This window comes from Micromonospora sp. KC606, assembly GCF_004348675.1.
Classification (GTDB): domain Bacteria; phylum Actinomycetota; class Actinomycetes; order Mycobacteriales; family Micromonosporaceae; genus Micromonospora.
In genome coordinates this window covers 1-23545 of sequence record NZ_SMKN01000048.1, presented here as the reverse complement: position 1 = coordinate 23545, position 23545 = coordinate 1, and the positions used below count along the sequence as shown (strand labels likewise).

At 74.3% G+C, this 23545-nt stretch carries 20 protein-coding genes and 4 pseudogenes; 7 read left to right on the top strand and 17 right to left on the bottom strand.

Going from position 1 to position 23545, the window contains the following annotated elements:
- Positions 1-97: 97 nt before the first annotated feature.
- Both E1193_RS12910 and E1193_RS12905 read right to left on the bottom strand, forming a co-directional pair.
- Entirely contained in the window at positions 98-619 is a 522-nt protein-coding gene (locus E1193_RS12910) for a hypothetical protein (RefSeq protein WP_132183420.1), read from the bottom strand.
- A complete protein-coding gene (locus tag E1193_RS12905; protein ID WP_243707572.1) occupies positions 612-2075 on the bottom strand; it encodes a molybdopterin-dependent oxidoreductase in 1464 nt (487 codons plus the stop codon). The genes E1193_RS12910 and E1193_RS12905 overlap by 8 nt, the downstream gene beginning before the upstream one ends.
- 174 nt (positions 2076-2249) lie before the next feature.
- Between E1193_RS12905 and E1193_RS12900 the strand changes: the two genes are divergently transcribed.
- Positions 2250-3314 (top strand): NAD-dependent epimerase/dehydratase family protein, encoded by a 1065-nt coding sequence (locus E1193_RS12900; RefSeq protein ID WP_132183419.1) that lies wholly within the window; start codon positions 2250-2252, stop codon positions 3312-3314.
- 600 nt (positions 3315-3914) lie between these two features.
- Here the strand turns inward: E1193_RS12900 and E1193_RS12890 are convergent.
- Both E1193_RS12890 and E1193_RS12885 read right to left on the bottom strand, forming a co-directional pair.
- A pseudogene (locus E1193_RS12890) lies at positions 3915-4592 on the bottom strand (site-specific integrase); the annotation flags it as partial.
- A gap of 49 nt (positions 4593-4641) precedes the next feature.
- Positions 4642-4860 (bottom strand): annotated as a pseudogene (locus E1193_RS12885) (transposase family protein); the annotation flags it as partial.
- 5 nt (positions 4861-4865) lie between these two features.
- On the opposite strand from E1193_RS12885, the pseudogene E1193_RS12875 reads away from it, so the two are divergent.
- Both E1193_RS12875 and E1193_RS12870 read left to right on the top strand, forming a co-directional pair.
- Positions 4866-5391, top strand: a pseudogene (locus E1193_RS12875) (IS3 family transposase); the annotation flags it as partial.
- A 220-nt stretch (positions 5392-5611) separates the two neighbouring features.
- A complete protein-coding gene (locus E1193_RS12870; protein ID WP_132183416.1) occupies positions 5612-8167 on the top strand; it encodes a hypothetical protein in 2556 nt (851 codons plus the stop codon).
- Between the two features lie 1023 nt (positions 8168-9190).
- On the opposite strand, the gene E1193_RS12860 is transcribed toward E1193_RS12870, so the two are convergent.
- Positions 9191-10576, bottom strand: a complete 1386-nt coding sequence (locus tag E1193_RS12860) for a hypothetical protein (RefSeq protein WP_132183428.1) — start codon at positions 10574-10576, stop codon at positions 9191-9193.
- A gap of 221 nt (positions 10577-10797) precedes the next feature.
- Between E1193_RS12860 and E1193_RS12855 the strand changes: the two genes are divergently transcribed.
- From E1193_RS12855 to E1193_RS12845, 3 genes are read left to right on the top strand one after another with little or no spacing between them, the layout of a single operon-like run.
- Entirely contained in the window at positions 10798-11472 is a 675-nt protein-coding gene (locus tag E1193_RS12855; protein ID WP_132183415.1) for a glycosyltransferase family 2 protein, read from the top strand.
- Positions 11469-12155: a DUF2064 domain-containing protein gene (locus E1193_RS12850; protein WP_132183414.1), complete on the top strand. Its 687-nt coding sequence runs from the start codon at positions 11469-11471 to the stop codon at positions 12153-12155. The genes E1193_RS12855 and E1193_RS12850 overlap by 4 nt, the downstream gene beginning before the upstream one ends.
- A gap of 23 nt (positions 12156-12178) precedes the next feature.
- Positions 12179-12781 carry a class I SAM-dependent methyltransferase gene (locus E1193_RS12845; protein WP_243707575.1) on the top strand — a complete coding sequence of 201 codons (603 nt, stop codon included), beginning with the start codon at positions 12179-12181 and terminating at the stop codon, positions 12779-12781.
- Between the two features lie 28 nt (positions 12782-12809).
- Here E1193_RS12845 and E1193_RS12840 read toward each other — a convergent pair whose 3' ends face one another.
- The 12 genes from E1193_RS12840 to E1193_RS12785 all read right to left on the bottom strand — a co-directional run bounded on the left by E1193_RS12840 (position 12810) and on the right by E1193_RS12785 (position 22502).
- Positions 12810-13409 carry a pyridoxamine 5'-phosphate oxidase family protein gene (locus E1193_RS12840; RefSeq protein WP_132183413.1) on the bottom strand — a complete coding sequence of 200 codons (600 nt, stop codon included), beginning with the start codon at positions 13407-13409 and terminating at the stop codon, positions 12810-12812.
- Between the two features lie 62 nt (positions 13410-13471).
- Positions 13472-14500, bottom strand: a complete 1029-nt coding sequence (locus E1193_RS12835) for a HAMP domain-containing sensor histidine kinase (RefSeq protein ID WP_132183412.1) — start codon at positions 14498-14500, stop codon at positions 13472-13474.
- Entirely contained in the window at positions 14493-15188 is a 696-nt protein-coding gene (locus tag E1193_RS12830) for a response regulator transcription factor (protein WP_132183411.1), read from the bottom strand. The genes E1193_RS12835 and E1193_RS12830 overlap by 8 nt, the downstream gene beginning before the upstream one ends.
- A gap of 120 nt (positions 15189-15308) precedes the next feature.
- On the bottom strand, positions 15309-16067 hold the full coding sequence (locus tag E1193_RS12825; protein WP_243707570.1) for a zf-HC2 domain-containing protein: 759 nt from the start codon (positions 16065-16067) through the stop codon (positions 15309-15311).
- Between the two features lie 16 nt (positions 16068-16083).
- Entirely contained in the window at positions 16084-16638 is a 555-nt protein-coding gene (locus E1193_RS12820; RefSeq protein ID WP_132183410.1) for a sigma-70 family RNA polymerase sigma factor, read from the bottom strand.
- 142 nt (positions 16639-16780) lie between these two features.
- A complete protein-coding gene (locus E1193_RS12815; RefSeq protein WP_243707568.1) occupies positions 16781-17515 on the bottom strand; it encodes a dihydrofolate reductase family protein in 735 nt (244 codons plus the stop codon).
- Positions 17516-17519: 4 nt separating this feature from the next.
- On the bottom strand, positions 17520-18176 hold the full coding sequence (ribA, locus tag E1193_RS12810) for a GTP cyclohydrolase II (RefSeq protein WP_132183408.1): 657 nt from the start codon (positions 18174-18176) through the stop codon (positions 17520-17522).
- A gap of 12 nt (positions 18177-18188) precedes the next feature.
- Positions 18189-19154 (bottom strand): lysylphosphatidylglycerol synthase domain-containing protein, encoded by a 966-nt coding sequence (locus E1193_RS12805; RefSeq protein WP_243707573.1) that lies wholly within the window; start codon positions 19152-19154, stop codon positions 18189-18191.
- A gap of 113 nt (positions 19155-19267) precedes the next feature.
- Positions 19268-20089, bottom strand: a complete 822-nt coding sequence (locus tag E1193_RS12800; protein ID WP_132183406.1) for a class I SAM-dependent methyltransferase — start codon at positions 20087-20089, stop codon at positions 19268-19270.
- Complete coding sequence (locus tag E1193_RS12795; RefSeq protein ID WP_132183405.1) at positions 20086-21120, bottom strand: glycosyltransferase family 4 protein; 1035 nt, start codon at positions 21118-21120, stop codon at positions 20086-20088. Before E1193_RS12795 ends, E1193_RS12800 begins: the two co-directional genes overlap by 4 nt.
- A 3-nt stretch (positions 21121-21123) precedes the next feature.
- A complete protein-coding gene (locus tag E1193_RS12790) occupies positions 21124-21522 on the bottom strand; it encodes a 6-carboxytetrahydropterin synthase (protein ID WP_132183404.1) in 399 nt (132 codons plus the stop codon).
- 2 nt (positions 21523-21524) lie between these two features.
- The gene (locus E1193_RS12785; protein ID WP_132183403.1) at positions 21525-22502 is read right to left on the bottom strand and encodes a zinc-binding alcohol dehydrogenase; all 978 of its coding nucleotides are present in this window, start codon (positions 22500-22502) and stop codon (positions 21525-21527) included.
- A 94-nt stretch (positions 22503-22596) separates the two neighbouring features.
- On the opposite strand from E1193_RS12785, the pseudogene E1193_RS12780 reads away from it, so the two are divergent.
- Positions 22597-23292 (top strand): annotated as a pseudogene (locus E1193_RS12780) (CDP-alcohol phosphatidyltransferase family protein); the annotation flags it as partial.
- Positions 23293-23545: the final 253 nt, after the last annotated feature.

Genomic DNA, 23545 nt, shown 5'->3' with positions numbered 1-23545 from the left:
CGCGCGCCGTGGCAGGCCGGCTGGTCCGGCCGGTACGCCGACACCACCGGCCTCGCCGCCCGAAGCCCCGTCAGCGGGGGTCCGGTCCACAGCCCCGTCAGCGGGGGCCCGGTCCACCGGCCGCCGGGCCGGCACCACGTCCCGGTTGCCGGAGCCAACGCAGGACGTACACCGCCGCGCTGGCGGCGAAGAGCACGCCGGTCAACGCCAGCCAACGGGCCAGCAGCGGCCGGGGTTGCAGGCCCGTCGCCGCCGAGTAGGTGCCGTCGCCCAACCCGAGGACACCGGGCAGATACACGAGGAAGACCAGCCCGGCCGCGAGCGCCGGCACCCGGACGTGGTTCAGCGCCGACGGTCGTCGGCTCCTCCGAGCCGCCGGGCCACCCGTCGACGGCCGCCCCCGGGCCAGGGTCGCCCGAAGCGCCCGGTCGACCAGCGCGTACGCCGGAAAGAGCACCAGGTCGTGGACGACCACCGCGCCGAGGAACCACAGCAGCATCCGGCCGGCGGTCGGTTCCCCGGCCAGCCGCAGCGCGATCCAGCCGGCCACCGCGAAGCAGCCGAGCAGGAGCAGCAGGTGCCAGGGCGCCGCGCCGTAGCGGCGGCGCAACTCAACCACCGTCGACTCCCGCGAAGGTGATCTCGCGGACCCACTTGGTGCAGTGCACCCCCGGCAGGGCCGGCACGATCACCCGGGCCGGGAAGCCGTGGTCGGGGGAGAGGTCGACCCCGTTGACCCGCAGGGCGAGCAGCGAGTCCGGGTCGCGGACCTGGCCGGCGGTGAGCGCGGCCTGGCGGAACAGGCCGGTACGTTCCAGCGACCCGACCCGGGCGACGGCCCGCTCCGCCGCGCCCACCAGCGTGGCCAGGTCGCGCAGCCGAACCCCGGTCCAGACCTGCGACGTCGACCAGCCCTCCACGCAGGAGATCGGCAACCGGGCGGTGTGCTGGGCCATCGCCAGCAGCGCCGAGCGGTCCAGGTCGACCGTTCGCCCGCCGGCGCGCAGCGTCAGCCGCCACCCCTGGCCTGTCTCCTCGGGTCGGATGCCGGCCGCGGCGGCGGTGCGGTTGACCGGGAAGCCGTTCGGCCCGTCGCCGGGCTGCCGGCCCCGGGGCAGCAGCAGGGCGGTACGGCGCAGCGGGCCGTCCAGACTCTGCCCGACCGTCAGCGCCGCCAGCAACGCCGCCGCGCCGCCGGTCAGCGCCAGGACCCCGCGCCGACTCATCGTGGCCGGCCCGGGCCGCCGGGCGACCAGGCCGTCGGAGTCCGCCGGCTCAGGCCCGGTCCGAGCCACCGGGGTACGCCGGAAGCCCGGCCCACGCAGCGCGGCCACCATCCGGGGCAGCTTGATCACCACGTGGGTGACCAGGGCCGCCGTGAAGACCCAGGCGCCGTACCAGTGCGCGGTGTAGAAGTCGAAGCCGAACAGGTACGCGTACTGGACGTTGAGCAGACCGGTGACCGTCTCGAAGAGGATGCCCCCGACCAGCAGCAGCAACGACAGCCGTTCCAGCACCTGGGCCACCGAGCGGGCCGGCGGCCAGGCGAACAGCTTCGGCAACACCGACCAGAGCTTGGCCAGCACCACCGGGACCAGCACGATGCCGAGCGTCACGTGCAGCCCCTGGGTGAGGCGGAACAGCCAGGCCGGCCGGGCCGGCCAGTCGAACGCCGGCGGTCGCAGCCAGCCCACCCCGCGAGGAAACGCCTGGTCGAGACGTGGGCCGTAGGCGATCCAGTCGAGCAGGCCGGTGACCAGCACCACCGGTAGCGTCACGAGCAGCACCGCGCCGAGCACCGAGGTGAGCCACGGGCCGCGTACCGGGCTGCGCCAGGCGTCGGCGACGGCGTCCGCGCCCGGCGGACGGTGTCGGTCCAGCGCGCGCCACCACCGCGCCGGGGCGGCGTACCGCCGGTCGGGCCCGGTTTGTTCGGCGGCATCGGGTCCGGTCTGCTCGGCGGCATCGGTCCCGGCCGCCGGCCGCCCGGCGTCGCCAGCGGCTGCCCCCGGCCCGGCGTAGCCGGTCTCCGGACGCGGGTCGGCCGGGCCGGGTGGTGGCGGCGTGGCGGGCACAGATCCTCCTGGTGGACGGTCGGCGGCGGCTTCCATCGGGACGCTAGACGGCGTCGCCGCGCCTCGGCCTGGTTCGCCGGATTACCGAACGCTTACCGTCGGTCTCTTACGGAGTGCTGACATGCCGCACCGAACCGGCCCGCCGGGCCGCCCGGCTGGCCTAGCCTGGCCGGCATGCGGGTACTGGTCACCGGCGCGGCCGGGTTCATCGGATCGCAGGTCGCGGACCTGCTCGTCGCCCAGGGGCACCAGGTGGTGTGCCTGGACGCGCTGCTGCCCCAGGCCCACGGCGGCGGGCTGCCCGAGTGGTCCCGCCGGCACGACCCGGTCGTCGGGGACGTCCGGGACCCGACGCTGCTCGACCGGCTGCTGACCGGGGTGGACGCGGTCTGCCACCAGGCGGCGATGGTCGGGCACGGACTGGACCCGTCCGACGCTCCCGACTACGCCAGCCACAACGACTACGGCACCGCGGTGCTGCTCGCCGCGATGCACCGGGCCAGGGTGTCCCGGCTGGTTCTGGCCAGCTCCATGGTGGTATACGGCGAGGGGCGCTACGAGTGCGCCCGGCACGGTGTCGTCCGCCCGGCCCCCCGCCGCGCCGCCGACCTGGCCGCCGGCCGCTACGACCCCACCTGCCCGCACTGCGCCGGCCCGCTCGCACCAGCCCTGGTTCCCGAGGACGCCCCGCTGGAGCCGCGCAGCACGTACGCGGCCAGCAAGCTGGCCCAGGAACACCTGGCCGCCGCCTGGGCCCGACAGACCGGCGGTGGCGTCTGGGCGTTGCGGTACCACAACGTCTACGGGCCCCGGATGCCCCGCGACACCCCGTACGCCGGGGTCGCCTCGATCTTCCGGTCGGCCCTCGCCGCCGGCCGCCCGCCCCGGGTGTACGAGGACGGCCGGCAGCGGCGGGACTTCGTGCACGTCACCGACGTGGCGCGGGCGAACCTTCTGGCGCTCGCCGCGCCCGCCCCGGACGGCGCGCTGATCCCGGTCAACGTCTGCTCCGGTGAACCGCACACCGTCGGCGAGTTGGCCGCGGTGCTGGCGTCCGCGATGGGCGGGCCAGCGCCCGAGGTGGTCGGTGGGGCCCGCGCCGCCGACGTGCGGCACGTGGTGGCCGACCCTCGTCGCGCCCGGGAACTGCTCGGCTACACCGCCCGGGTCGGTTTCGTCGACGGGGTCACCGCCTTCGCCACCGACCCGCTGCGCGAGCCCGCCGCCGTCCCGGCCTGACCCCCACCACCCGCCGCGACGGGCTGCCCTCGGGGCCGCCTCGGACGAACTGGCCGCACGGTCCGCCTGCGTGGGCTGGCTCGGATTGCGGCAAGCTGGTGGATCCGGCCGCGCGGTTACCCCAGTTTTCCGCAATCCGCACGGTTACCGTGCGCGGACCGGATCGGGCCAGCTTTGCCAGCCCGCCAGACCGATGTCTCGGCGGCCCGGGCGTGTAGGTGCGGTGGGGCGCCCGGGGAGCCCCGGTGCAGGGTGGCCCGGTCGGCGGTCAGTGCGCCGCCGGTCTGGCCGGCGTCGCCGAGCAGGGTGATCAGGCTGGTCGGACCGTCGGCGAGGACGGTGGCCTCGTCGGCGCGGACGTGCAGGGGTGTGCTGGTCAGGGTGCTCTCCTGCGGGATCTGGAGCCGCGGGTTCGGGGTTCGAGTCCCTGGCGGCGCACAGCAATCAAGGCCCTGACCAGTGAGAAGCTGATCAGGGCCTTGATGGTTATCTATGTGGTTTTGAACCGTCCCCCGAAAACCCCCCAGTAACACCCTCCGGGTGACCAGATTCGCCAGGGCCGGGTAACGGCGCGTCGGCCGCCAGCCACGCCCTCCGCGTCTATGTGGTCTGGCTCTGGCCGGGGTGGCGGCGCTCGGGATCGCCTGACTCCGGCCTCCCGCCGAGTTGTTCGAGGATGCTCGAACTGTCCGGGGCGATGGCGGGCTTGACGATGTAGTGCTTCATGGTGGTCTCCTTCGTCTTGTGTCCGAGTTGGGCGGCGGCGCTGTCGGTGTTGGCCTCCTTGTCGATGAGGGTGGCGACGGTCTTGCGGAAGGTGTGTGGGGTGACCCAGTCGAGGCCCACGTCGGTGCGGGCTTGCCGCCACTGGCGGCGCACGTTGGGCGGGGACAGCCAGGTGCCGCGCCGGGAGGGAAAGATCGCGTCGTTGGGGTTGTCGGCGGCGTTGAGCTTGCGGGCCAGCAGCATCGCGACCGCGAACTTGGGCAGAACGACTGACCGGTAACCGGCGTCGGTCTTCGTCCACTCCTGTCGAAAGAAGCCCTTGCCCTTGATGTAGATGATGGTGCCGCTGATCGTGAGGACGGGATGTTCGACGGCGAGGTCTAGGTCTTCCCAGCGCAGTGCCAGGATCTCGCCGATGCGGGCGCCGGTGGCGAGCATGAGGTCGACGATGTCGGCCAGGTCGCTGGTGGGTCGAGGTCCCGACTTGCCGGGGGTGGGCTGCTGCCATTTCCGGATCGCCGAGCGAACGTCGTCCAGTTGCTCCATCTCTAAAGGATGTCTCGTAACTGGGTGAAGGCGTTGCTGGTCAACGGTGTTGGTGTCATCCGGCGAGGATGATGTTGTGGAGGTGGGCGATGCCGGATACGGTGTCGGTCAATGTGTGCGCGGCGCGGCGGTAGTCGCGCAGGATCTTCCAGTTCTTCATGCGGGCCAGGGTGTGTTCGACCTGGGCTCGGACCCTGCGGTGTTGCTTGTTGAGGTCGGCCTTCCAGTCGGGTAGGTCGCTGCCGTCGGTGGGTTTGCGGTACGGGATGATCACGTCGGGGTCCGAACCGGCTGTGGGTCGCCGACATCTCTTACCTGCGCACTTGGGAGGGGTTCCTCTACCTCGCTGTCGTGGTGGACGCCTACTCCCGCCGAGTCGTCGGGTGGGCGATGGCCGATCACCTGCGCACTGAACTGATCCTCGACGCGGTCGGCATGGCCATCCAGCACCGTAGGCCGGCACGTGAGCAGCTTGTTCACCATTCGGACCGCGGAACCCAGGCAGTACACGTCGTTCGAGTTCGGCCGCACCCTGCGTTCCTGCGGTGTCCTCGCGTCGATGGGCTCGGTCGCCGACTGCTACGACAACGCCATGGCCGAGTCGTTCTTCGCCACCCTCAAGACCGAACTGGTCTACACCCGGTCCTGGCCCTCACGGCACGAACTGGAGATGGAGGTCTTCTCCTACATCGAAGGCTTCTACAACCCTCGCCGCCGGCACAGCCGCCTGGGTAACGTCAGCCCCGACACCTACGAGAAGATCCACCGAGAGTCCCCGACAGACATCGAGGTGTCCGGCCGATAGGGGTCACTTCAGACGCGCAACGGGAATCAGCGGACGGCTGGTGTCGGCAGCGCGGCTCAACCCCCGGTGACCCGGCCGCCCAGTGGCGGGCGTCACTTCCCGACACCGCGGTTACGTGTTTCACCGATGTTGGATAGCCACGCCACGTGCGATGGTCTCGGGGAGAAACGGAGCTTGGCGTCGATGCTCCGCAGGGACTGCGGAAACACGGAGGTGCGTCATGGCCAACGAGGTAACACGGCTGCGGTTGCCGAGGCGGCAGGGTCGATGGCGACGCGCGGCTGTGCTGCTCTCCGCCGTCACAGTCCTGGTGTCGGGGTCGCTGCCGGCAGCCGGGTCCGCCCGGGCCGGCCTGGCCGCCGCGGATGAGGGGACGCTGCACATCTCGGCCGTCTTCGACGACGGTTCGGCGCTGCCCGATGCCGCGCTCGTGCGGATCAACGGCACCGTCGCCGGCACCACGGACGGGTCCGGTTCCGCCACCGTGACCTGGCCGGCGGGGCCGGCGGAGGTGGCCGTGGTGCTCCCCTCCCTGGCCGCGGGCTCGGCGTCGGCGACGGTGGTCGCGGGTGGGACCACCGACGTGCATGTGGTCCTGCAGGACGGCGAGGGCGTGCACGAACCGAGCACCCTGACCATGGACGAGCTGGCCAACGGCGGGTTGGACATGGCCACGCCGTCGGTGACGCTGCGGTTCCTCCGCGCGCCGGACGCCTCGGCGATCCCGGTCGCGTTCGTGCAGTTGGTCACCGTGGCCACGGCCGGAGATGACGAGCAGGACCTGACCTCGCTGTTCCGGGTCGGTGCCGACGGCGCGGTGGTGGCCGCCGACCCGGCCGCGCTGCGTGCCAGGCTCGCCGCGCTCCACTCTGACACGGTGTCGCTGCACGTGGAGGCCGTGGACGCGACGGGCCTGTCGTACGCGGGCACCATGTCGTTCGTACGCGGCCTGGCCCGCGTGGCACTGGTGCTCCAGGCGCCACCGTCCAAGCCGGACCTGGCGGTCTCCTCGGTCGAGGTGGCGGTGCGGTTCGGCAGCCGGGACAGGACGGTAACCACCGACGCCACCGGCCGGGTGGTCTTGGATCAGGTGCCGACCGGCCCGTTCGGCGTCAGCGCCGCGGTGCAGGCCGACGGCCAGTGGTTCAACGCCATCGCCGACCTCACCATGGCGGCAGGCAGTCACACCCTCACCGTGCCGCTGCGCGCCACCGCCGACGTGCTGGCGGGGGTCGCGCCGTGGAGCCTTGCCGCCGGGCTGGCGGCGAGCGGCGCCCAGGAACGGGCCGCCGGGCGGGGCACCGGCCGCACACCCACAGTGGACGCCACCGCCGCGGCTGCCCTGCAACCGGGCTACGCGGTGGTCACCAGTGCCGCGCAGGACGTGCCCCAGGTGCGCGTCGGCACCGCCCTGGTGCCGAAGGGCACCAGCGACATCGTGCTCGCGTACAAGGTGGAGAGCCGCGAGTACCCGCACTTCGTGCTACCGCAGAGCAAGTACAACGACGTCTGGAGCGTGACCGTCCTCGGCCCATCCGGCCAGATCCTGTACACAATCAGCCGGGCGGTGAACTCCCAACTGGAGACGCCGCCGATCTGGCGGTCCGACCCGTTCCTCGGCGGAATCACCGGCCAGATCCGGCAGGAGCTGAATATAACCGCGCTGACGGCGAACGCCGATATCGCGCTGACCCTGGTCGTGACCTCCACGAACATCGGCGCTTCCGGCGGGGCCACCAAGGTGGACGCCTCGCTGGGCGCCTTCGCACCCACCCTGTCCGTCAGAGCGATCCGCCCCGACCGCGTGCCGCAGCCCGCGGCGGGCCGCTCGGACCGGTTCAGCATCCCGCGTACGGGCGGGACGAATACGTTCCAACGCACCCTCGACATCGACTACAGCCACGCGGCCAACGTGGAAATCACGCGGATACGTGTCGACCTGGTGAACGGCAGCAACAGCTTACTCCAGACGGTGGTGAACGTGCCGATCACCGATCCGGCGGTCACCGTCGTGGACGCCGACACCCTGCGGGTACGGGTCACGTACGACGGCGGGACGCTGTCCACCATCGCCGGCGTGCCGCCGCCCACCGACCTCATCCGGTACCAAGTGACGCTTACCGGGCGGCGGAGCGACGGCGCGACCGGCAACAGTTCGCCGTTGCTGTCAGCGGACTTCCGCGCGCTGTGGCGCATGCCCGACGGCTTCGACCGGTACAGCGTGCGGGAGCCGGGCGGCGACGACTGGACGTCGCGGGCCACCTGGAACTGGCTGTCCGTCAACCGGGCCCTGGTGACCCGGATCAACGACATCTCCGGGGAACACGCGCGCGACCTCGGTCATTTGACGCACCTCGAAGGCAGAGATCTGGACCTCTACCACGTCTACCACTTCCCGAACAACCCCGGGTTCAACGGGACGGTCAACTTCTACCGACTGGCCGAGGACACCCGGGCGGCGATGGCCGGCAACGCCGAGGCCCGGGCGCGGGTGGCGGCTTGGGCCACCCAGACCCGGCAGCGCTTCGACGCCCTGATCGCCAACGCCGACACGGTACGGATCTACTACGCCATCGGGCGCGCCATGCCCGGCCGCACCGGCGTACCCGCGCTGGGCCGGGGCTGGGCCCGGGCCCTGCTGGAGAACGGCAGCTACACCACCGCGGCCGGGGAGCAGGTGAACCTCGGCATCGGGGCCTGGGCCAACGCGGGGCACGACAAGATGCGCTACAACGAGGTTCACGACAACCACTTCCACCTCACCCTGGCCGCATAGCAACCTGGTCGCACCGCACCAAGGGTGAACGCGGGCCCGATCCGGTCGGGCCCGCGTTCATCCTTGACGGCGTGCTTGAGCTTCACGTCCGGCGGTATGGCGGTCGGATCCCCGGGGAGGCTGGCGAGCGTCTTTGACGCGTGCAGGTCCCTCTCGCAGCCGACCTGGAAACCCGTGTACCCGACCTACCGCTGTCTGGACTGGGCCTGACAGGCGGCATACCAGGGCACGAACCTGTGTGTGCCATGATGCCGTTGGCCAGGGGAAACGCTAGACCAAATCGTGCCCCCGGCAGGGCACCAACCTGCGCGATCGTTCCGTCCCGGTCCGCACCGGCGATCGGGACAGCGCCCCCGTTTACCCCCCGAAAACCCGTGCCGGGCGTTGACCACCAACGACAAGTAGTGATCGACGGCTGGCTGCGTTTGTGCAGGCCAACGCTGGTTCTTGACGATCGATGACAAGGCCGCGAGGGCGTCGGTCGACAACCGCGGGCTCAGGACCGGGACGCGGCGACGCCCCCGGGGCCCGGGGGTGGAGCGGAGCATCCCGGCCCCGGACCAGGGCCTGGAGCTGCTTGTTGAGGTACGGGCAGCTGGTAGAAGGCGGTCAGGCGAGCCGCCGAGACCGCCTGGTCCGGCGGGAGCCAGGTCATGTTCAGGCAGCTGTGCAGCGCCCACTCGACGCCTTCGGCCATCTTCATGATCTGGACCTACATATCCAGATCAGGTCCGGCAACCCCGCCGCGCCGCGCTGTCGCGTCCGCGCCGCGCGGTCGCGTCCGCGCGGCGCCGGTCCGCCTGCCTGCCTGATGCACAGGCTGGCCTGGAACCCGGCAGGCTGGTGGGTCCGGCCGTCTGCCCGTCCGCCCGCCTCTGCCCGTCCGCCCGCCTGGCCCTCTGTCGGACAGGCCGGCTCGGATTGCGGCAAGCCGGTGGGTCCGCCCGCGCGGTCACCCCGGTTTGCCGCAATCCGCTGGCCGCCCGCCTGGCTGGCCGTCCGGGTGACCGGGTAACCGGCCGTTCAGGAGACGGTGAACAGCAGGTGGTTGACGGCCAGCGCGGTGGCGGCCTGACCGGCGAGCCACCAGCGGCGGTGGGCTCCCGGCAGGTGCGCGGTGGCGACCAGCAGCCAGACCACGAACGGCAGCCAGATCCGCTCCACCTCGGCCTTGCTCAGCCCGGACAGGTCCGCGCCCAGCACCGCCAGCGTGGCGGCGGCCGACAGGACCACCGTCGGGCCGAGCGCCCGGAGCCGGTCCGGCAACCCTGCCGGCCACCACCGTGCGGTCGGCGGCGTCGTGCCGGTCGTGCAGTCGGCGGCGTCGGCCGGCAGGGCGGCGGCGCCGGTTCGGTCCCGTTCGCCCGTCCGGGCGGCGAGCAGGGCGCGGCGCAGCGCCGGCCCGAGCACCGGACCGGCCGACAGCAGCAGCGCGGCCAGGTTCGCCCAGACCCAGTAGCCGTACGGGCGGTCGGCCGCCCAGCCCTGGTAGTACCTCTCCACCACCTGGTCGTACCCCTCCCACCAGGCGAAGCCGGCCAGGGTGAAGGCCGCCACGACCACGCCGACCCCGACCGTCCCGGCGAGCAGCGCCCTGACCCGACCCGCCGGGCGCAGCGCCAGCACCGCCAGGGCGAGCGGCCCGACCAGCACGAAGCCGTACGACAGGTACAGCGCGAGGCCGAGCAGCAGCCCGCCGGCCAGCGCGGCGACCGGCCCGCGTGCCGCCAGCAGGGCCAGCCCGGCGGCGACCACCCCGGCGAAGAGACCGTCGCCGGAGGCGCCCACCCAGACCGCGCCCGGCAGCAGCACCAGGAACGGCAGCACCGCCCGGGCTGCCTCGGCGGCGCCCAGCGCCCGCAGCGCGGCCGGAACCGACACGGTCACCGTCGCCCCGACCAGGACACAGGCCAGCGCCGCGACGGCGCCGCCGCCGAGACCGACCCGGTCCAGCCCGACGAAGACCAGCAGCGCGCCCGGCGGGTGCCCGGCGGTGTGCGTCGACCAGGAGTCCGGTTGGAAGTCCAGGATCCGGTCGGCGAAACCAGCCAGCATCCGGGGCACATCGGTCACCCTGGGGACCTCGTGCAGGTATTCGGCCTGCACGGTGAGGCGGCGGGTGAACCCGGCCGACCAGCCGTCCACCAGGGCCAGCGCGACCGTCCAGGCCACCGCCGTCAGCCAGCCGGCCGCCAGCAGCGGCCCCCACCGGGCGGTCCGGGCCCACTGCCATCCGGGGCCGAGGACGGCCAGCACGACCAGCGCCGCCGCAGGGGTGCCCCACCCGACGTGCGGTCGCCAGGTGGCGTAGATCGGCGCGGCGTCGGCGTGCAGGCCCACCCCTCGTCGGTTGAGCACGGCGCCGACCACAACGGCTGCCACCAGCAGCACCGCCTCCAGGGCCAGCACGGCGAGGTCGCCTCGGCCGCCGAGCCGGGGACTGCGGTCGGCGGACGAGCGGTCGAGGGTGGTCGCGGGTCTCATGTCGACCGGACGGTACGCGGTGCCCGCCCCGGCCACCGGCGCAACCGCCGTCGTGTCATCGGACGGTAAGAAGTCCCTGCTCGGTAAGGGTTCCGTAAGGCCGGTCCGGGCCCCGGCGGCCGGGTGGGAGACCTAGCGTCGGCGACATGCGGACACAGATCGACGTGGTGCTGCCCTGCCTCGACGAGGCCGCCGCCCTGCCCGGGGTGCTGGCCGCGCTGCCACCCGGCTACCGGGCGATCGTGGTGGACAACGGTTCCCGGGACGGGTCGCCGGAGGTGGCCGCCCGGCACGGCGCCCGGGTGGTGCGCGAAACCCGCCGGGGGTACGGCGCCGCCGTGCACGCCGGCATCGAGGCCGCCCGCACGGAGTTGGTGTGCGTGCTCGACGCCGACGGCTCCTTCGACCCGGGGGAGCTGCCAGCCCTGGTCGCCCCGGTCGCCGCCGGCGCGGCCGACCTGGCGGTGGGCCGTCGCCGACCGGTCCGCGCCGGGGTCTGGCCGTGGCACGCCCGGGCCGGGACGGCGCTGGTCGCCGCGTTGCTGCGGCACCGGGGCGTGCCGCTGTGGGACCTCAGCCCGATCAGGGTGGCCCGCCGGGAGGCGTTGCTCGCCCTCGGGGTCACCGACCGGGCCTTCGGCTACCCCCTGGAACTGCTGATCCGGGCCGCCGCCGCCGGCTGGCGCATCCACGAGCGGGACGTCCGGTACGCCCCCCGCGCCGCCGGGACCCGCTCCAAGGTCTCCGGGTCGGTACGCGGCACTCTGCGCGCCACCCGGGACTTCGCCGCCGTGCTGCGCAGCGTGGACGGTCACCGGTGACCGTACTGCTGGTGGTGGCGAAGGCGCCGGTGCCCGGGACGGTGAAGACCCGGCTGTGCCCGCCGGTGACCCCACGGCGGGCCGCCCGGATCGCCGCCGCCGCGCTGCGCGACACGCTCGACGCCGTGGCCGCCACCGCGGACGTGACCCCGGCGCTGGCCCTGGCCGGTCGCCTCTCCGACGGGGTGGACGCACCCGGTTTGGCCGCCGCCACCCGGGGGTGGACGGTGCTTCCGCAGCGCGGCGGTGACCTGGCCGACCGGCTCGCCCACGCCCACGCCGACGTGGCGGACGCCTGGCCGGGGCGGGCGGTGCTCCAGATCGGCATGGACACGCCGCAGCTCACCCCGGCACGGCTGGCGGCGGCCGCACGTCGACTGGCGGACCCGGACACGGACGCGGTGCTCGGGCCGGCCGTCGACGGCGGCTGGTGGGCGTTGGGCCTGCGCGACCCGCGCCGGGCGGACACGCTGCGCGGGGTGCCGATGTCCACCGCCGACACCGGACGGCTCACCTGGACGGCCCTCGCCGCACGTGGCGTGCGGATCGCGCCGCTGCCGGTGCTGCGGGACGTGGACGGCTGGGACGACGCGCTCGCGGTGGCGGCGTCGTCGCCGGGTGGCCGGTTCGCCCGGGAGGTGGGCAGGTGCCGGCGGGAGATGCTGGTCGGGGGGCGGCGGTGAGCGGCGACGGCTTCGCCCCCGCGTTGCGCGATCGGGCCGCCGGAGCGTACTGGCTGGTGGGCCCGGACGGGCTACGCAGCCGGCTTCCGGTGCGTCGGTGGCATGGCGCGGCGGAGGTGACGACGGCGCCGGTGGTGGCCCGCTGTGTCGGCCCCACGCTGGACCTGGGCTGCGGACCGGGACGCCTCACCGCGGCGCTCACCCGGGCCGGCACGACAGCGCTCGGGGTGGACGTCTCGGCCCGTGCGGTCGCGCTGACCCGGGCCCGCGGCGCGGTGGCCGTGCGCGCCGACCTGTTCGACCCGCTGCCGGCGGAGGGGCGGTGGGCGCACGTCGTGCTGCTCGACGGCAATATCGGCATCGGTGGCGACCCGGTGGCGCTGCTGAGCCGGTGCCGGTCGCTGCTCGGCCCGGCCGGAACGGTGCTGGTGGAGCTGGACCCGCCCGGCGCGGGCAGCTGGCAGGGACTGGCCCACGTGCTGTCGGGGCGGGACCGGGGGCCGGTCTTCCGCTGGGCGCGGCTGGACACGGAGGCGGTGCACGACACGGCGGCCCGGGCCGGCCTGGCCGTCCGCGAGGTGTTCCGGGCCGGCCGGCGCTGGTTCGCCGAGCTGCCCGCACCCTGACCGGGGCGCCGTCCTGCGCCGTGGCCGATCAGGCGTGGGTGGCCGGGAGCGTCGGTGGCAGCGGCAGCGGTAGCCCGGGCAGCCCGTCCAGGCTGGTCGCGACGTGGTCCTTCTTCGCGAAGTACGCGCCCAGCGACTCGTCGTCCTCCCGCGCGAAGCGCTGGGCGTGCAGCTCGCGGTCACCGTCGTAGGTCATGAACGGCACGGCGTAGCCGCACGTGTCACGGATCAGCTCGGCGCGCACCACGATGATCGCGCGCAGCCCGTGCAGGGTGGCGTCGATGGCGGGGAAATGGGCGATCAGGCCCGGCCAGCGGGGGTCGTCGCGGAAGACCGGCTCGCCGCGGCCGTGCACCCGGACGATGTTCGGCGGCCCCTGGAAGGCGCACCACATCAGGGTGATCCGGCCGTTCTCCCGCAGGTGCGCGATGGTTTCCGCGTTGCTGCCGGCGAAGTCCAGGTAAGCCACGGTCAGGTCGTCGAGGACGGCGAAGGAGCCGGTGAGCCCTTTTGGTGACAGGTTGACCTTCCCGGCGCCGCTGAGCGGCGCGGTGGCGGTGAAGAAGATTGGTTGCGTCTCGATGAACTCCCGTAGCCGGCCGGCGATGCGTTCGTGTGTTTTCCCCATGACCGTCATTGTTCCAACCGGTCCCGCTGGGACTGCCTTCGCTACCGGAGCGGCGGCGCGGGTCAGGTGCCGGCCAGCGGGAGGCGCACCACGAAGCGGCAGCCGCCGGTGACGTTCTGCACGTACACCCGGCCACCGTGCGCCTCGACCAGCCCTCGCACGATGGCCAGGCCCAGCCCACCGGAACCCTCGATGCCGCCGTTGCCGACCCGGGGGGTGCGCGCCGGTTCCCCCCGGAACGCCACGTCGAACACCCGGGGCAGGTCGTCGTCGGGGATGCCGCCGCAGGTGTCGGCGACGGCCAGCCACGCGTCGTCGCCGTCCCGGCCGGCGTCGACCCGCACCGTCCCGTCCGACGGCGTGTACCGGACCGCGTTGAGCAGCAGGTTACCCACCACCCGGGCCAGCTCGGGCTCGCTGGCGATGACCGTGGGCCAGCCGGAGTCGGCGGCGACCAGCCGGATCCGCCGGGCCGCGGCCAGCGGCGCGGTGCCGGCGAGGGCGTCGGAGACCACGTCGCCCAGCGGTACGGCCGACAGCGACAGCCGCAGCGCCCCCGCGTTGATCCGGGACAGTTCGAACAGGTCGTCCACCAGCCGGGTCATCCGGTCGGTCTCCACTCGGATGCGGCGGTGGTACTCGTCGACCGTCTCCGGATCGGCGACGACCCGGTCCTCCAGGGCCTCGGCCATCGCACGCAGCCCGGCCAGCGGCGTGCGCAGGTCGTGCGACACCCAGGCGACCAGGTCGCGGCGGCCCTTCTCGATCCGCCGTTCCCGCTCCCGCGCCTGGTCGGCCCAGACCGCCGCCGCGGCGAGCCGCCGCCCGAACAGCCACCCGACGCCGAGACTGACCACCGCCCCCGCCGACACGGTGATCAGCACGACCTCCAGGTCGTGCGGGGAGAGGAACATCGCCTCGGCGACCACCGCCACCCCGGCCACCACGGCGCTGACCGTCATCGCCAGCAACACGGTGATGTGCACGGTGATCGACCGGCCCCGCAGCAGCCGCAACACGCCGGCCCCGAGCAGCCCGACGGCGCAGGCGGCCGTGAGCGCCGCACCGAAGATCAGGGCGAGGTCAGTCATCGATCGGCTCGTACCGGTAGCCGACGCCCCAGACCGTGACGACCCGCCGCGGGTCCGCCGGGTCCGCCTCGACCTTCTCCCGCAGCCGGCGCACGTGCACGGTCACCGTGGACTGGTCGCCGAACTGCCACCCCCACACCCGTTCCAGCAGTTCGGCGCGGCGGAACGCCCGGGCCGGGTGCCGCATCAGGTGGGCCAGCAGGTCGAACTCCCGCAGCGTCAGAGACAGCTCCCGGCCGTGCAGCCGGGCTACCCGAGGGCCGGTCTCCACGACGAGACCGCCGTCGGAGAGCACCTCCGGCGCCGCCCCGGCCGGCTCGCCGCCGGCCCGTCGCAGCACCGAACGGACCCGCAGCACCAGCTCGCGGGGGGAGAACGGCTTGCCCAGGTAGTCGTCCGCGCCCAGTTGCAGGCCGAGGATCCGATCGGCCTCATCGCCGCGTGCGGTCAGCATCACGATGGGCACGCCGTCCGGCCGCTGCCGCAGCCGCCGGCAGACCTCCAGCCCGTCCAGGCCGGGCAGCATCACGTCGAGGACGACCAGGTGCGGCGGCGCCGCGGCGACGGCCGTCAGGGCTGCCGGGCCGTCGGAGACGTGGTCCACCCGGTAGCCGGCGTGCCGCAGGTAGCGGCAGACCACATCGGCGACCGTCCGGTCGTCGTCGACGACCAGCACCCGTTGGCTCAACCCGCACCTCCCCGTCGTGCGGCTCAGCGTAGCGGCGCGCGGGCCCGGCGGCGGCGGGCGCGGTCCTTGCGATCCGCTTACGGCCGGCCGCCGCATCGGCCGGTGAAGCGGTCGGCCGGCTCAGGCGGCCCAGCGGTCGGCGGCGTGCGCCCCGTACGGCTGGGCCGGCACCGGCCCCACCGGCGGCTGGTCGGCCTCGTCCAGTCGTAGCCGCCACCGCGACCGCCCCGAGCGCCCGGAGCCCGGTGGCGGCCAGCCCGACCGCAGCGCCGGCCGGGACAGCAGCACCGTGACCACGTATCCGGCGACCAGGAACGCGTGGCTGACCAGGCGCGACAGGTCCACCCGCGCGGTGACGACGTCGTTGACGGACAGCAGCACCAGCGTGGCGACGAACGCGGTCAGCGTCGGCAGCAGACCCGCCGGCGGGCTGCGGCGCACCGCCACGAAGAGGAAACCCGCCCCGACGGCCACGTTCCACGCGGCGGCCTCGTGCCACAGGTGCTGCCCGGATGGGTGCAGGTGGTCGGTGACCGCGCCCTGACCGGCCTGCGCGAGGCCGAGCACGAGCTGACCCGCGCCGAGCAGCCCCAGCACCAGCCGTGCGCCGGCCACCAGCCGGGCCCGCCACATCGTCCGCAGCCGGGGCGGCGGAGCGGCGGCGAGGATGGCGTCGGACAGGTCGGGCAGGTCGGTCACCGCCTGGGTGCGGATCCGCCGGTTGACCACGGCGGCGGCCTCCAGCCAGCCGCGGCAGTCGATGCAGGAGTCGAGGTGCCGCTGTGCCGCTCCCGCCTCCGCCGTGCTGGCCTCTCCGTCCAGGTGCGCCGAGAGGATCTCGCGCCACCCCTCGCAGCGCAGGTATCGCAGGTCACTCATCGGATCCGTCCCGCCGTCACCCGACGCGCCCCGCGCGCCACCCGGACCGCCCCCCGACGGCGGCCACCAGGTCCTCCCGGGCCCGCGCCACCCGGGACCGGATGGTCCCGACCGGGCAGCCGCACACCTCGGCCGCCTCGGCGTACGACAGCCCGAGGACCTGGGTGGCGACGAACGCCTCCCGCCGGTCCACCGGCAGCTCCCACAGCAGTTGGTCGAGGACGACCCCGTTCTCGAACCGGCCGTCCGCCGGCGGCTCCCGGCCGTCCAGGCCGATCACCTCCGGCCGGGCGCGCCGCGCGCGCAGGTGGTCGGCGGCGACCCGGCGGGCGATGCTGAACAGCCAGGTGCGGGCGGAGGAACGGCCGGCGAACCGGGGCATCGCCCGCATTGCCCGCAGGTAGGTCTCCTGGACCAGGTCGTCGGTCTCGGCCGAGGCGAGCAGGTGACGCAGGAAGCGCCAGGTCTGCGCCTGTGTGGCCCGGACGAACGCGGCCAGGGCCTGCGGATCGCCCTGGCCGGCCGCCAGGGCCCAGGCCGTCACCTGCTGGTCGTCCCCCTCCGCGAACACCCTGACCTCCGGTCCCCGTCGTAGCTCATCGTCCGGCGCGGCCTCGCGACGCCACGGCGAAAAGCGGTGAACCGTCGGTCGGCTGCGTCGAATGGTACGGACGGCCACGCCTGGTGGTTCAACGACGACTGCATGTCGCGGATCACCAGTCGCCACAACGGTCCGACAGCGCGTACCGCAGCAGCACCACGTCGCCGATCTGGCGGACCTCGGCCACCCGGGCCCGCCGGCCCGGATGCCAGGGGAAGCGGCCCTCGGCGACGAACCGCGGCGCCTGGCAGTCGCCGACGAAGAACGGGGCGACCACCAGGTGCAGCTCGTCGGCGAGCCCGGCGGTGAGGAACTGCGCGTGCACCGTCCCGCCGCCCTCGACCATCAGCCGCCCGATGCCCCGCCCGGCCAGGTCGGCCAGGATTCGGTCGTGGTCCACCGGATCGCCGGCGTCCACCACGGTGGCCTGCCCCGCCAGCAGCTCGGTGGTCTTCCCCACCGCTGGTGAGGCGCAGTAGACGAGCTTGTCCGCGTCGCCGACGGTGAAGAACCGGGCTCCCGGGTCGAGGTCACCCCGCGCGGTCAGGGTGACCTTCGTCGGCGACGGCGGCAGCCCGCGTGCCACCCGCGCCCCACGCAGCCGCTCGGAGCGGACCACCAGGCGCGGATCGTCGCGGCGGACCGTGCCGGCGCCGACCAGGATGGCGTCGCAGCCCGCCCGGACCGCGTCGATGCGGTCGAGGTCCTCCTCGTTGGAGAGCACCAGCCGCTGCTCGGTGGCGTCGTCGATGTAGCCGTCGATCGACGTGGCGCAACTGAGCAGCACGTACGGCCGCCTGGGCGGCCCGGGGCCCGTGGCGACCGTCGGCGTGGTCGGTACGGCCACCATGTCAGTGCAGCGCCGGCGCGTCGGCGGTCCGGGTGGCCGCCCGGCTCGCCTTCGCCGCCAGGTAGTCGGCGTTGGCGGGGGAGAGGAACACCCCGGTCGGCACCATCTCGGTCACCGTCACGCCGAGCCGGCCGAGCTGCTCGGCCTTCTCCGGGTTGCTGCTGAGCAGGGCGAGCTGCTCCACCCCCAGTACCGCCAGCATCTGCACGGCGGCCCGGTAGTCGCGCTCGTCCTCGCCGTGCCCGAGCGCCCGGTTCGCCTCGTAGGTGTCGAGGCCGGCGTCCTGCAGGGCGTACGCGTCCAGCTTCGGGTACAGGCCGATGCCCCGACCCTCCTGCCGCAGGTAGAGCAGGAACCCGCCGGCCGCGGTGATGCGTTCCACCGCCTCCCGCAACTGCGGACCACAGTCGCAACGCTGGCTGCCGAAGACGTCCCCGGTGAGGCACTCGCTGTGCGGGCGGACCAGCGGCGCGGCCCCACCGGAGGGATACCGCCGCACCGCGCCCGCCCAGTCGCCCAGCCCGAACGCCAGGTGTTCCCGCCCGTCCACCAGACCGTCGAACGAGAAGACCCGGGCCGTGGTGGCGTACCCGTCGGGGAACCGGAGGGGAACCCTGACCTGCGTGCGGACCGTCGCGACCGGCAGTGCTTCGAACATGTGTCTCCTCCGTCAGACGCTACCGGCCAGCCCGGCAGCGGGAACCGCGGCAGAACCACCCTGGTTCACCGCACGAGCCGTGGACCGTACCCGGAATGTGATCGGTCCACGCCGCAGCAGCACGACGGCGCCGGGGAGGGCGGCGACGAGCACCAGGGCCCCGTAGACCAGAGCGGTGGCGACCCCCTGGGCGGCGCCGAGTCCGGCAGCGCCGAACGCCCACGCCGCCGCGCCCTCCCGAGGGCCGAAACCGGCCATGTTGGCCGGCAACGCCATGGCCAGCAGCGCCAGCAGGGTCAACGGCAGCAGTTCGGTCAGCGGGGCGGTGGCCCCGGCGACCCGGGCCGCGAGCACGAAGGTGGCCAGGTGACAGCCGACCGCCACCACCGAGGTCAGCAGCACGCCCGGCGCGGTGCGGCGGGCGAGCAGACCTGCGCGGACGTCGGCCGCGGCGGCCCGCAGCGCGCGGGCCCGACGCGACGGGCCGGACCGGGGCAGCGCCCGGACCAGCAGCACCACGCCGAGCGCGACGGCCACCGCCACCGCCACGACGGCCGGCAGGTACGGGCGCACCGGCGAGGGCAACGCCAGCAGCAGCAGCGCCGCGAACGCCACCTGGATCACCTGCCCGGCGCCGCGTTCCCAGACCACGGCGCGCACGGCCCGCCCGACGTCGCCGGCGTCCCGGCCGTGCCGGACCGCCCGGTGCACGTCGCCGAGCACCCCGCCGGGCAGCGTGGCGTTGAGGAAGACCGCACGGTAGCAGTGGGCGACGGCGGCGCCCAGCGGCAGCCGCACGCCGAGCCCTTCGGCGACCAGCCGCCACCGCCAGGCGCAGCAGACCGTTGCCAGGGCACCGAGCAGCAGCGCCGCGAGCAGGGCCGGAGCGTCGATGCGGCGCAGCGCGGCCAGCGCCGGGCCGCTGCCCAGCCACCACAGCAGTCCTGCCACGAGCGCCAGCCCGCCGAGATTGCTCACCCAGGGCCAGGCGGAACGGGCGGGCGCGGGGGGCGGGTCGCCGGCAGCCTGTGTCACGCGGAGCCTCCTCGGAAGATCGTCACCTCCTTGCACGTACCGGGCGGGCCAGCGGTTCATTCCACCCCGGCGAGCAGGTCGTCGTGTCCGACCGTGACGGTCAGCTCGCCGTCGGCGGCGGCGGCGAGCCGGCGGCGGGCGTACTCGGCGGTGCGCTCGACGAGGTCGGGACGCTGCTCGACGGCGGCGGCCAACCAGCCGGTGAACCATTCGGCGGTCAGCGCGGCCTGCGCCGGCCCGAGCCGCCACGGCGTGGACCGCACGGTGGCGGGAACGCCGTGGCGGGCGAACGCGGCGGCGGCCGCCGCGGCGGCGTCCGGCCCGAGCAGGGTCCGCCCGTCGGCGGTGCGTCGCTGGTGGTCGTCGAACGCGGCGGCGACCTCGGCGTCCAGCGGGTCAACCGGGGCGAAGGTGACCCGCCCGACGACGGAGAGCGCGAACAGCGCCGGGCGACCGGTGCCCGCGCAGGCCGCGACGATCCGGTCGATCTCCTCGGCGGTCAGCATGTCCAGCAGCGCCGACGCGGTGACCAAGCCTGCCCCGGCCAGGTCGGCGGCGGTCAGCCGGGTGATGTCCGTCTGCCGGGTCGCCAGGGTGACGGGGCTGCCGTCGGCCGCCACCGGCGGGTGGGCACGCGCCCGGTCGAGCAGGCCGGGGTCCCGGTCGTACAGGATCCAGTGCTGTGGGCCGGGCAGCCGGGGGGCCAGCCAACGGGCCATCGAGCCGGTGCCGCTGCCGAGGTCGTGGACGACCAGCGGCCGGTCGGCGGTCAGCCGGGCCCGGACCAGGTCGACGAGGTCCTCGGCGCGGGCGGCGGCGTCGGCGGGTTCCCGCAGGGCGAGCCAGTCGGCGAAGGGTTCGGTGGCAAACAGGGTCATACCCGCACTCCGTCCAGGACGTGGGCGATAACGGTCGAGGTGGCCGACCAGCCGGCCAGGGCGCCGCGCCGGGCCAGCGCGGCGCGGCGCAGCCGCTGCCGTAGCGCGGCTCCGTCCAGCCAGCGGCGCAGCGCGTCGGCCAGGGCGGCCGGGTCGTCCGGGGGGACCAGCAGGCCGGGCGGATCGCCGTCGGGGGCTCGGCCGAGCGCCTCCGGCACCCCGCCGACCGCCGTGGCGAGCACCGGCAGGCCGCGGGCCAGGGCCTCGGTGACCACCATCCCGTACGTCTCACCGCGTGAGGCGAGGACCAGCAGGTCGGCGTCGGCGTACGCGGCGGCCAGGTCGGTGCCGACCCGGGAACCGGCCCACCGTACCCGCCCGGTCAGTCCCCGGTCGGCGACCTGCCGGCGCAGCCTGGCCGCGTATGCCGGGTCGCGGGTCAGCGCGCCGACGCAGTCCAGCGTCCACGGCAGCTCGGCGACCTCGGCGAGCGCCCCGACCAGCAGGTCGTGCCCCTTGTGCGGGACGACGGTCGCGACGCAGAGCAGCCGGTTGCCGGCCACCGTGCCGGCGGCGGCCGTGGCCGGCTCGACGCCGGGGGCGGCCACGTGCACCCGGTCCGGGGCGAGCCGGTACCACTGCCGCAGCCGGTCGCGGGTCCACCCGCTGGTGGTGACCACGGCGGCGGCGCAGCTGAGCGCCGCGGCCTCGGTGTCGCCCTGCATCGGCATGTGCACCAGCACCACCAGCCGCAGCCGGTCGGCGTGCGGCGCGAGGACCTCCGGCACGACCGAGGCGACCAGTCCGTCCAGCAACACCGGCGTGCCGACGGGCAGGTCGGCGAGCAGCCCGGCCAGGCCGGCGCGCGCCCGGCCGTCGGGCTGCGGCCAGTCCCCGGGTACGCCGTGTTCGTGGACCGTCCAGCCCAGCGCCGTCAGCCCGGCGCAGACCCGGCGGTCGTAGTGGTTGCCGCCGCTCGGGGTCGCCGGGTCGTCGATGTCGCCGGGTAGGACGACGTGTACCACCGCCACGGGCTACAGCGACCGTTCGTAGCTCGCCCAGGCCACGTGGGACTCGTGCAGCGTGACGGTGATCCCGGCCAGCGCGCGGGCGCCCTCGCCCAGCCCGCCGGCGTGCACCCGGTCGGCCAGCCGGTCGGCGATGGCCCGGCACAGCACCTCGGTGGTGGTGTTGGCCCCGGCGAAGGCCGGCTCGTCGTCCAGGTTGCGGTAGTTCAGCTCGGCCAGGACGGCCTTCAGTTCGGTGGTGGCAAGGCCGATGTCGACCACGATGCCGTCGCCGTCGAGGTCGGCGCGGCGGAACGTCGCGTCCACCACGAAGGTGGCCCCGTGCAGCTTCTGGGCCGGCCCGAAGACCTCCCCCCGGAAACTGTGGGCGATCATGATGTGGTCCCGTACGGTGACGCTGAACACGGTCACTCTCCGTCGTAGGTGATGAGGTGGCAGAGCGCGGGGAGGCTCCCCGCGGCGAGTCGGTCGAGCACGTCGGGCAGGTGCGTGAACCGCGACCGACCGGTCAGTAACGCGTCGAACGCCGGGTCGGCGAGCAGGTCCAGGGCCAGCGCCAGCCGTTCGGCGTAGCTGCGCCGGGCCCGGTTCGGCGACACCGTGCCGACCTGGCTGCTGCGGATGGTCAACCGGCCGGAGTGGAACGTCCCGCCCAGCGACAGCTGCACGGGTCGGTCGCCGTACCAGCTCAGCTCGACCACGGCGCCCTCCGGGGCGAGCAGGTCCAGCGACCGCTGCAGACCGGCGCCGGTGGCGCTGGCGTGCACCACCAGGTCCCGCCCGCCGGTGGCGTCGTCGGGCGAGGCGAACCCGACGCCGAGCGCGTCGGCCACGGCGGCCCGCGCCGGGTCGGCGTCGACCAACTCGACCCGGACGCCGGGGAAACGGGCGAGCAGCACGGCGACCGCACAACCGACCATCCCGCCGCCGACCACGCTCACCCGGTCGCCGACCATCGGCGTGGCGTCCCAGAGCGCGTTCACCGCGGTCTCCACGGTACCGGCGAGCACGGCCCGGGCCGCCGGCACGCCGTCGGGCACCGGCGTCACCGCCGAGGCCGGAACGACGTAGGCGGTCTGGTGCGGGTACAGGCAGAACACGGTCCGCCCCCGTAGATCGTCCGGGCCGTGCTCGACCACACCGACGCTCAGGTAGCCGTACTTGACCGGGGCGGGAAAGTCGCCCTCCTGGAACGGGGCGCGCATCGCCGCATGCTGGCTCTCGGGCACCGCGCCGGTGAACACCAGGGTCTCGGTGCCCCGGCTGACCCCGGAGAACACGCTGCGTACCAGCACGTCCTCCGGACCGGGCTCCGGTAGCGTCACCGACCGGATCTCTCCTGCTCCGGGGGCGCGGAGCCAGAAAGCACGGGCGTCGCGGATCACGCGGTCGTCTCCAATCTGGCTGCGAAACCGAACCGATCGGCCGCTCGCTCCGTACTGGTCTGTCGAGGTCGTCGATCATAAACACGGAGGCAGCGTGTCCACGGTTCGAACCGGTCCGGTGATCGGACTGACCGCCCAGATCGTCCTGTTGGCCGTGCTGGCCGCGACCGTCGGGCTCGACGCCGCCGGGTGGCTGGCCGGCGTCGGGTACGGCATCGGGCTCTGCGCCGTGCTGACGCGCGGCCTGCGCCGTCACGGCGTCGACCGGCTCGGCCCGGCGGATCGGGTGACCCTGGCCCGGGCGGTGCTGGCGGGCGGGGTGACCGCGCTGCTGGTCGACGCCGTCGACGGCTCGCCCACCCCGCTGGCGGTGCTGGTGCCGATGACCGCGGTGGCGCTGGCCCTGGACGCGGTGGACGGCTGGGTGGCCCGGCGTACCGGCACCACCAGCGCGCTCGGCGCGCGCTTCGACATGGAGGTCGACTCCTTCCTGGTCCTGATGCTCAGCGTGCACGTGGCGCCGGTGGCCGGGCCCTGGGTGTTGGCGATCGGCGGGATGCGGTACGCCTTCGTCGCCGCGAGCTGGGTGCTGCCCTGGATGCGGGGCACTCTGCCGCCGCGGTACTGGCGCAAGGTGGTCGCCGCGGCGGCGGGGATCATGCTGCTGACCGCCGCCGCGGGCGTGCTGCCCCACCTGGTGACCGTGCTGCTGCTGGGCGCCTTGCTGGCGATGTTGTTGGAGTCGTTCGGCCGGGACGTCGGCTGGCTGTGGTGGCACCGTCCGGCCCGCACCGCCACCCCGGCCGCGTTCCCGGTCGCGGCCACGGCGGCCGCCGCCCCGGCCCTGGCCTCGGTGCCGGTTGCGGCCGCCGCCCCGGCCCCGGCCTCGGTGTCCACCTCGGTTCCGGTTCCGGCGCGTGTGCTGGTTGCCCCCCGGTCCCCGGTCGTGGTCCCGACCGTTGCCCGGAGCCGGAACGTACGGCCCCGCGCCGACACCCGCGTCGAGCGACCGCTCGCCGCGCACCAGCCGGCCTGAGTCGGAC

Excerpts from the sequence above, each read along its gene's own strand:
- E1193_RS12835 (WP_132183412.1), bottom strand. The coding sequence starts at position 14,500 with ATGACTGACCTCGCCCTGATCTTCGGTGCGGCGCTCACGGCCGCCTGC.
- E1193_RS12800 (WP_132183406.1), bottom strand. The coding sequence starts at position 20,089 with ATGACCCTGTTTGCCACCGAACCCTTCGCCGACTGGCTCGCCCTGCGG.
- E1193_RS12870 (WP_132183416.1), top strand. The coding sequence starts at position 5,612 with ATGGCCAACGAGGTAACACGGCTGCGGTTGCCGAGGCGGCAGGGTCGA.
- E1193_RS12825 (WP_243707570.1), bottom strand. The coding sequence starts at position 16,067 with ATGAGTGACCTGCGATACCTGCGCTGCGAGGGGTGGCGCGAGATCCTC.
- E1193_RS12840 (WP_132183413.1), bottom strand. The coding sequence starts at position 13,409 with ATGGGGAAAACACACGAACGCATCGCCGGCCGGCTACGGGAGTTCATC.
- E1193_RS12855 (WP_132183415.1), top strand. The coding sequence starts at position 10,798 with ATGCGGACACAGATCGACGTGGTGCTGCCCTGCCTCGACGAGGCCGCC.
- E1193_RS12900 (WP_132183419.1), top strand. The coding sequence starts at position 2,250 with ATGCGGGTACTGGTCACCGGCGCGGCCGGGTTCATCGGATCGCAGGTC.
- ribA (WP_132183408.1), bottom strand. The coding sequence starts at position 18,176 with ATGTTCGAAGCACTGCCGGTCGCGACGGTCCGCACGCAGGTCAGGGTT.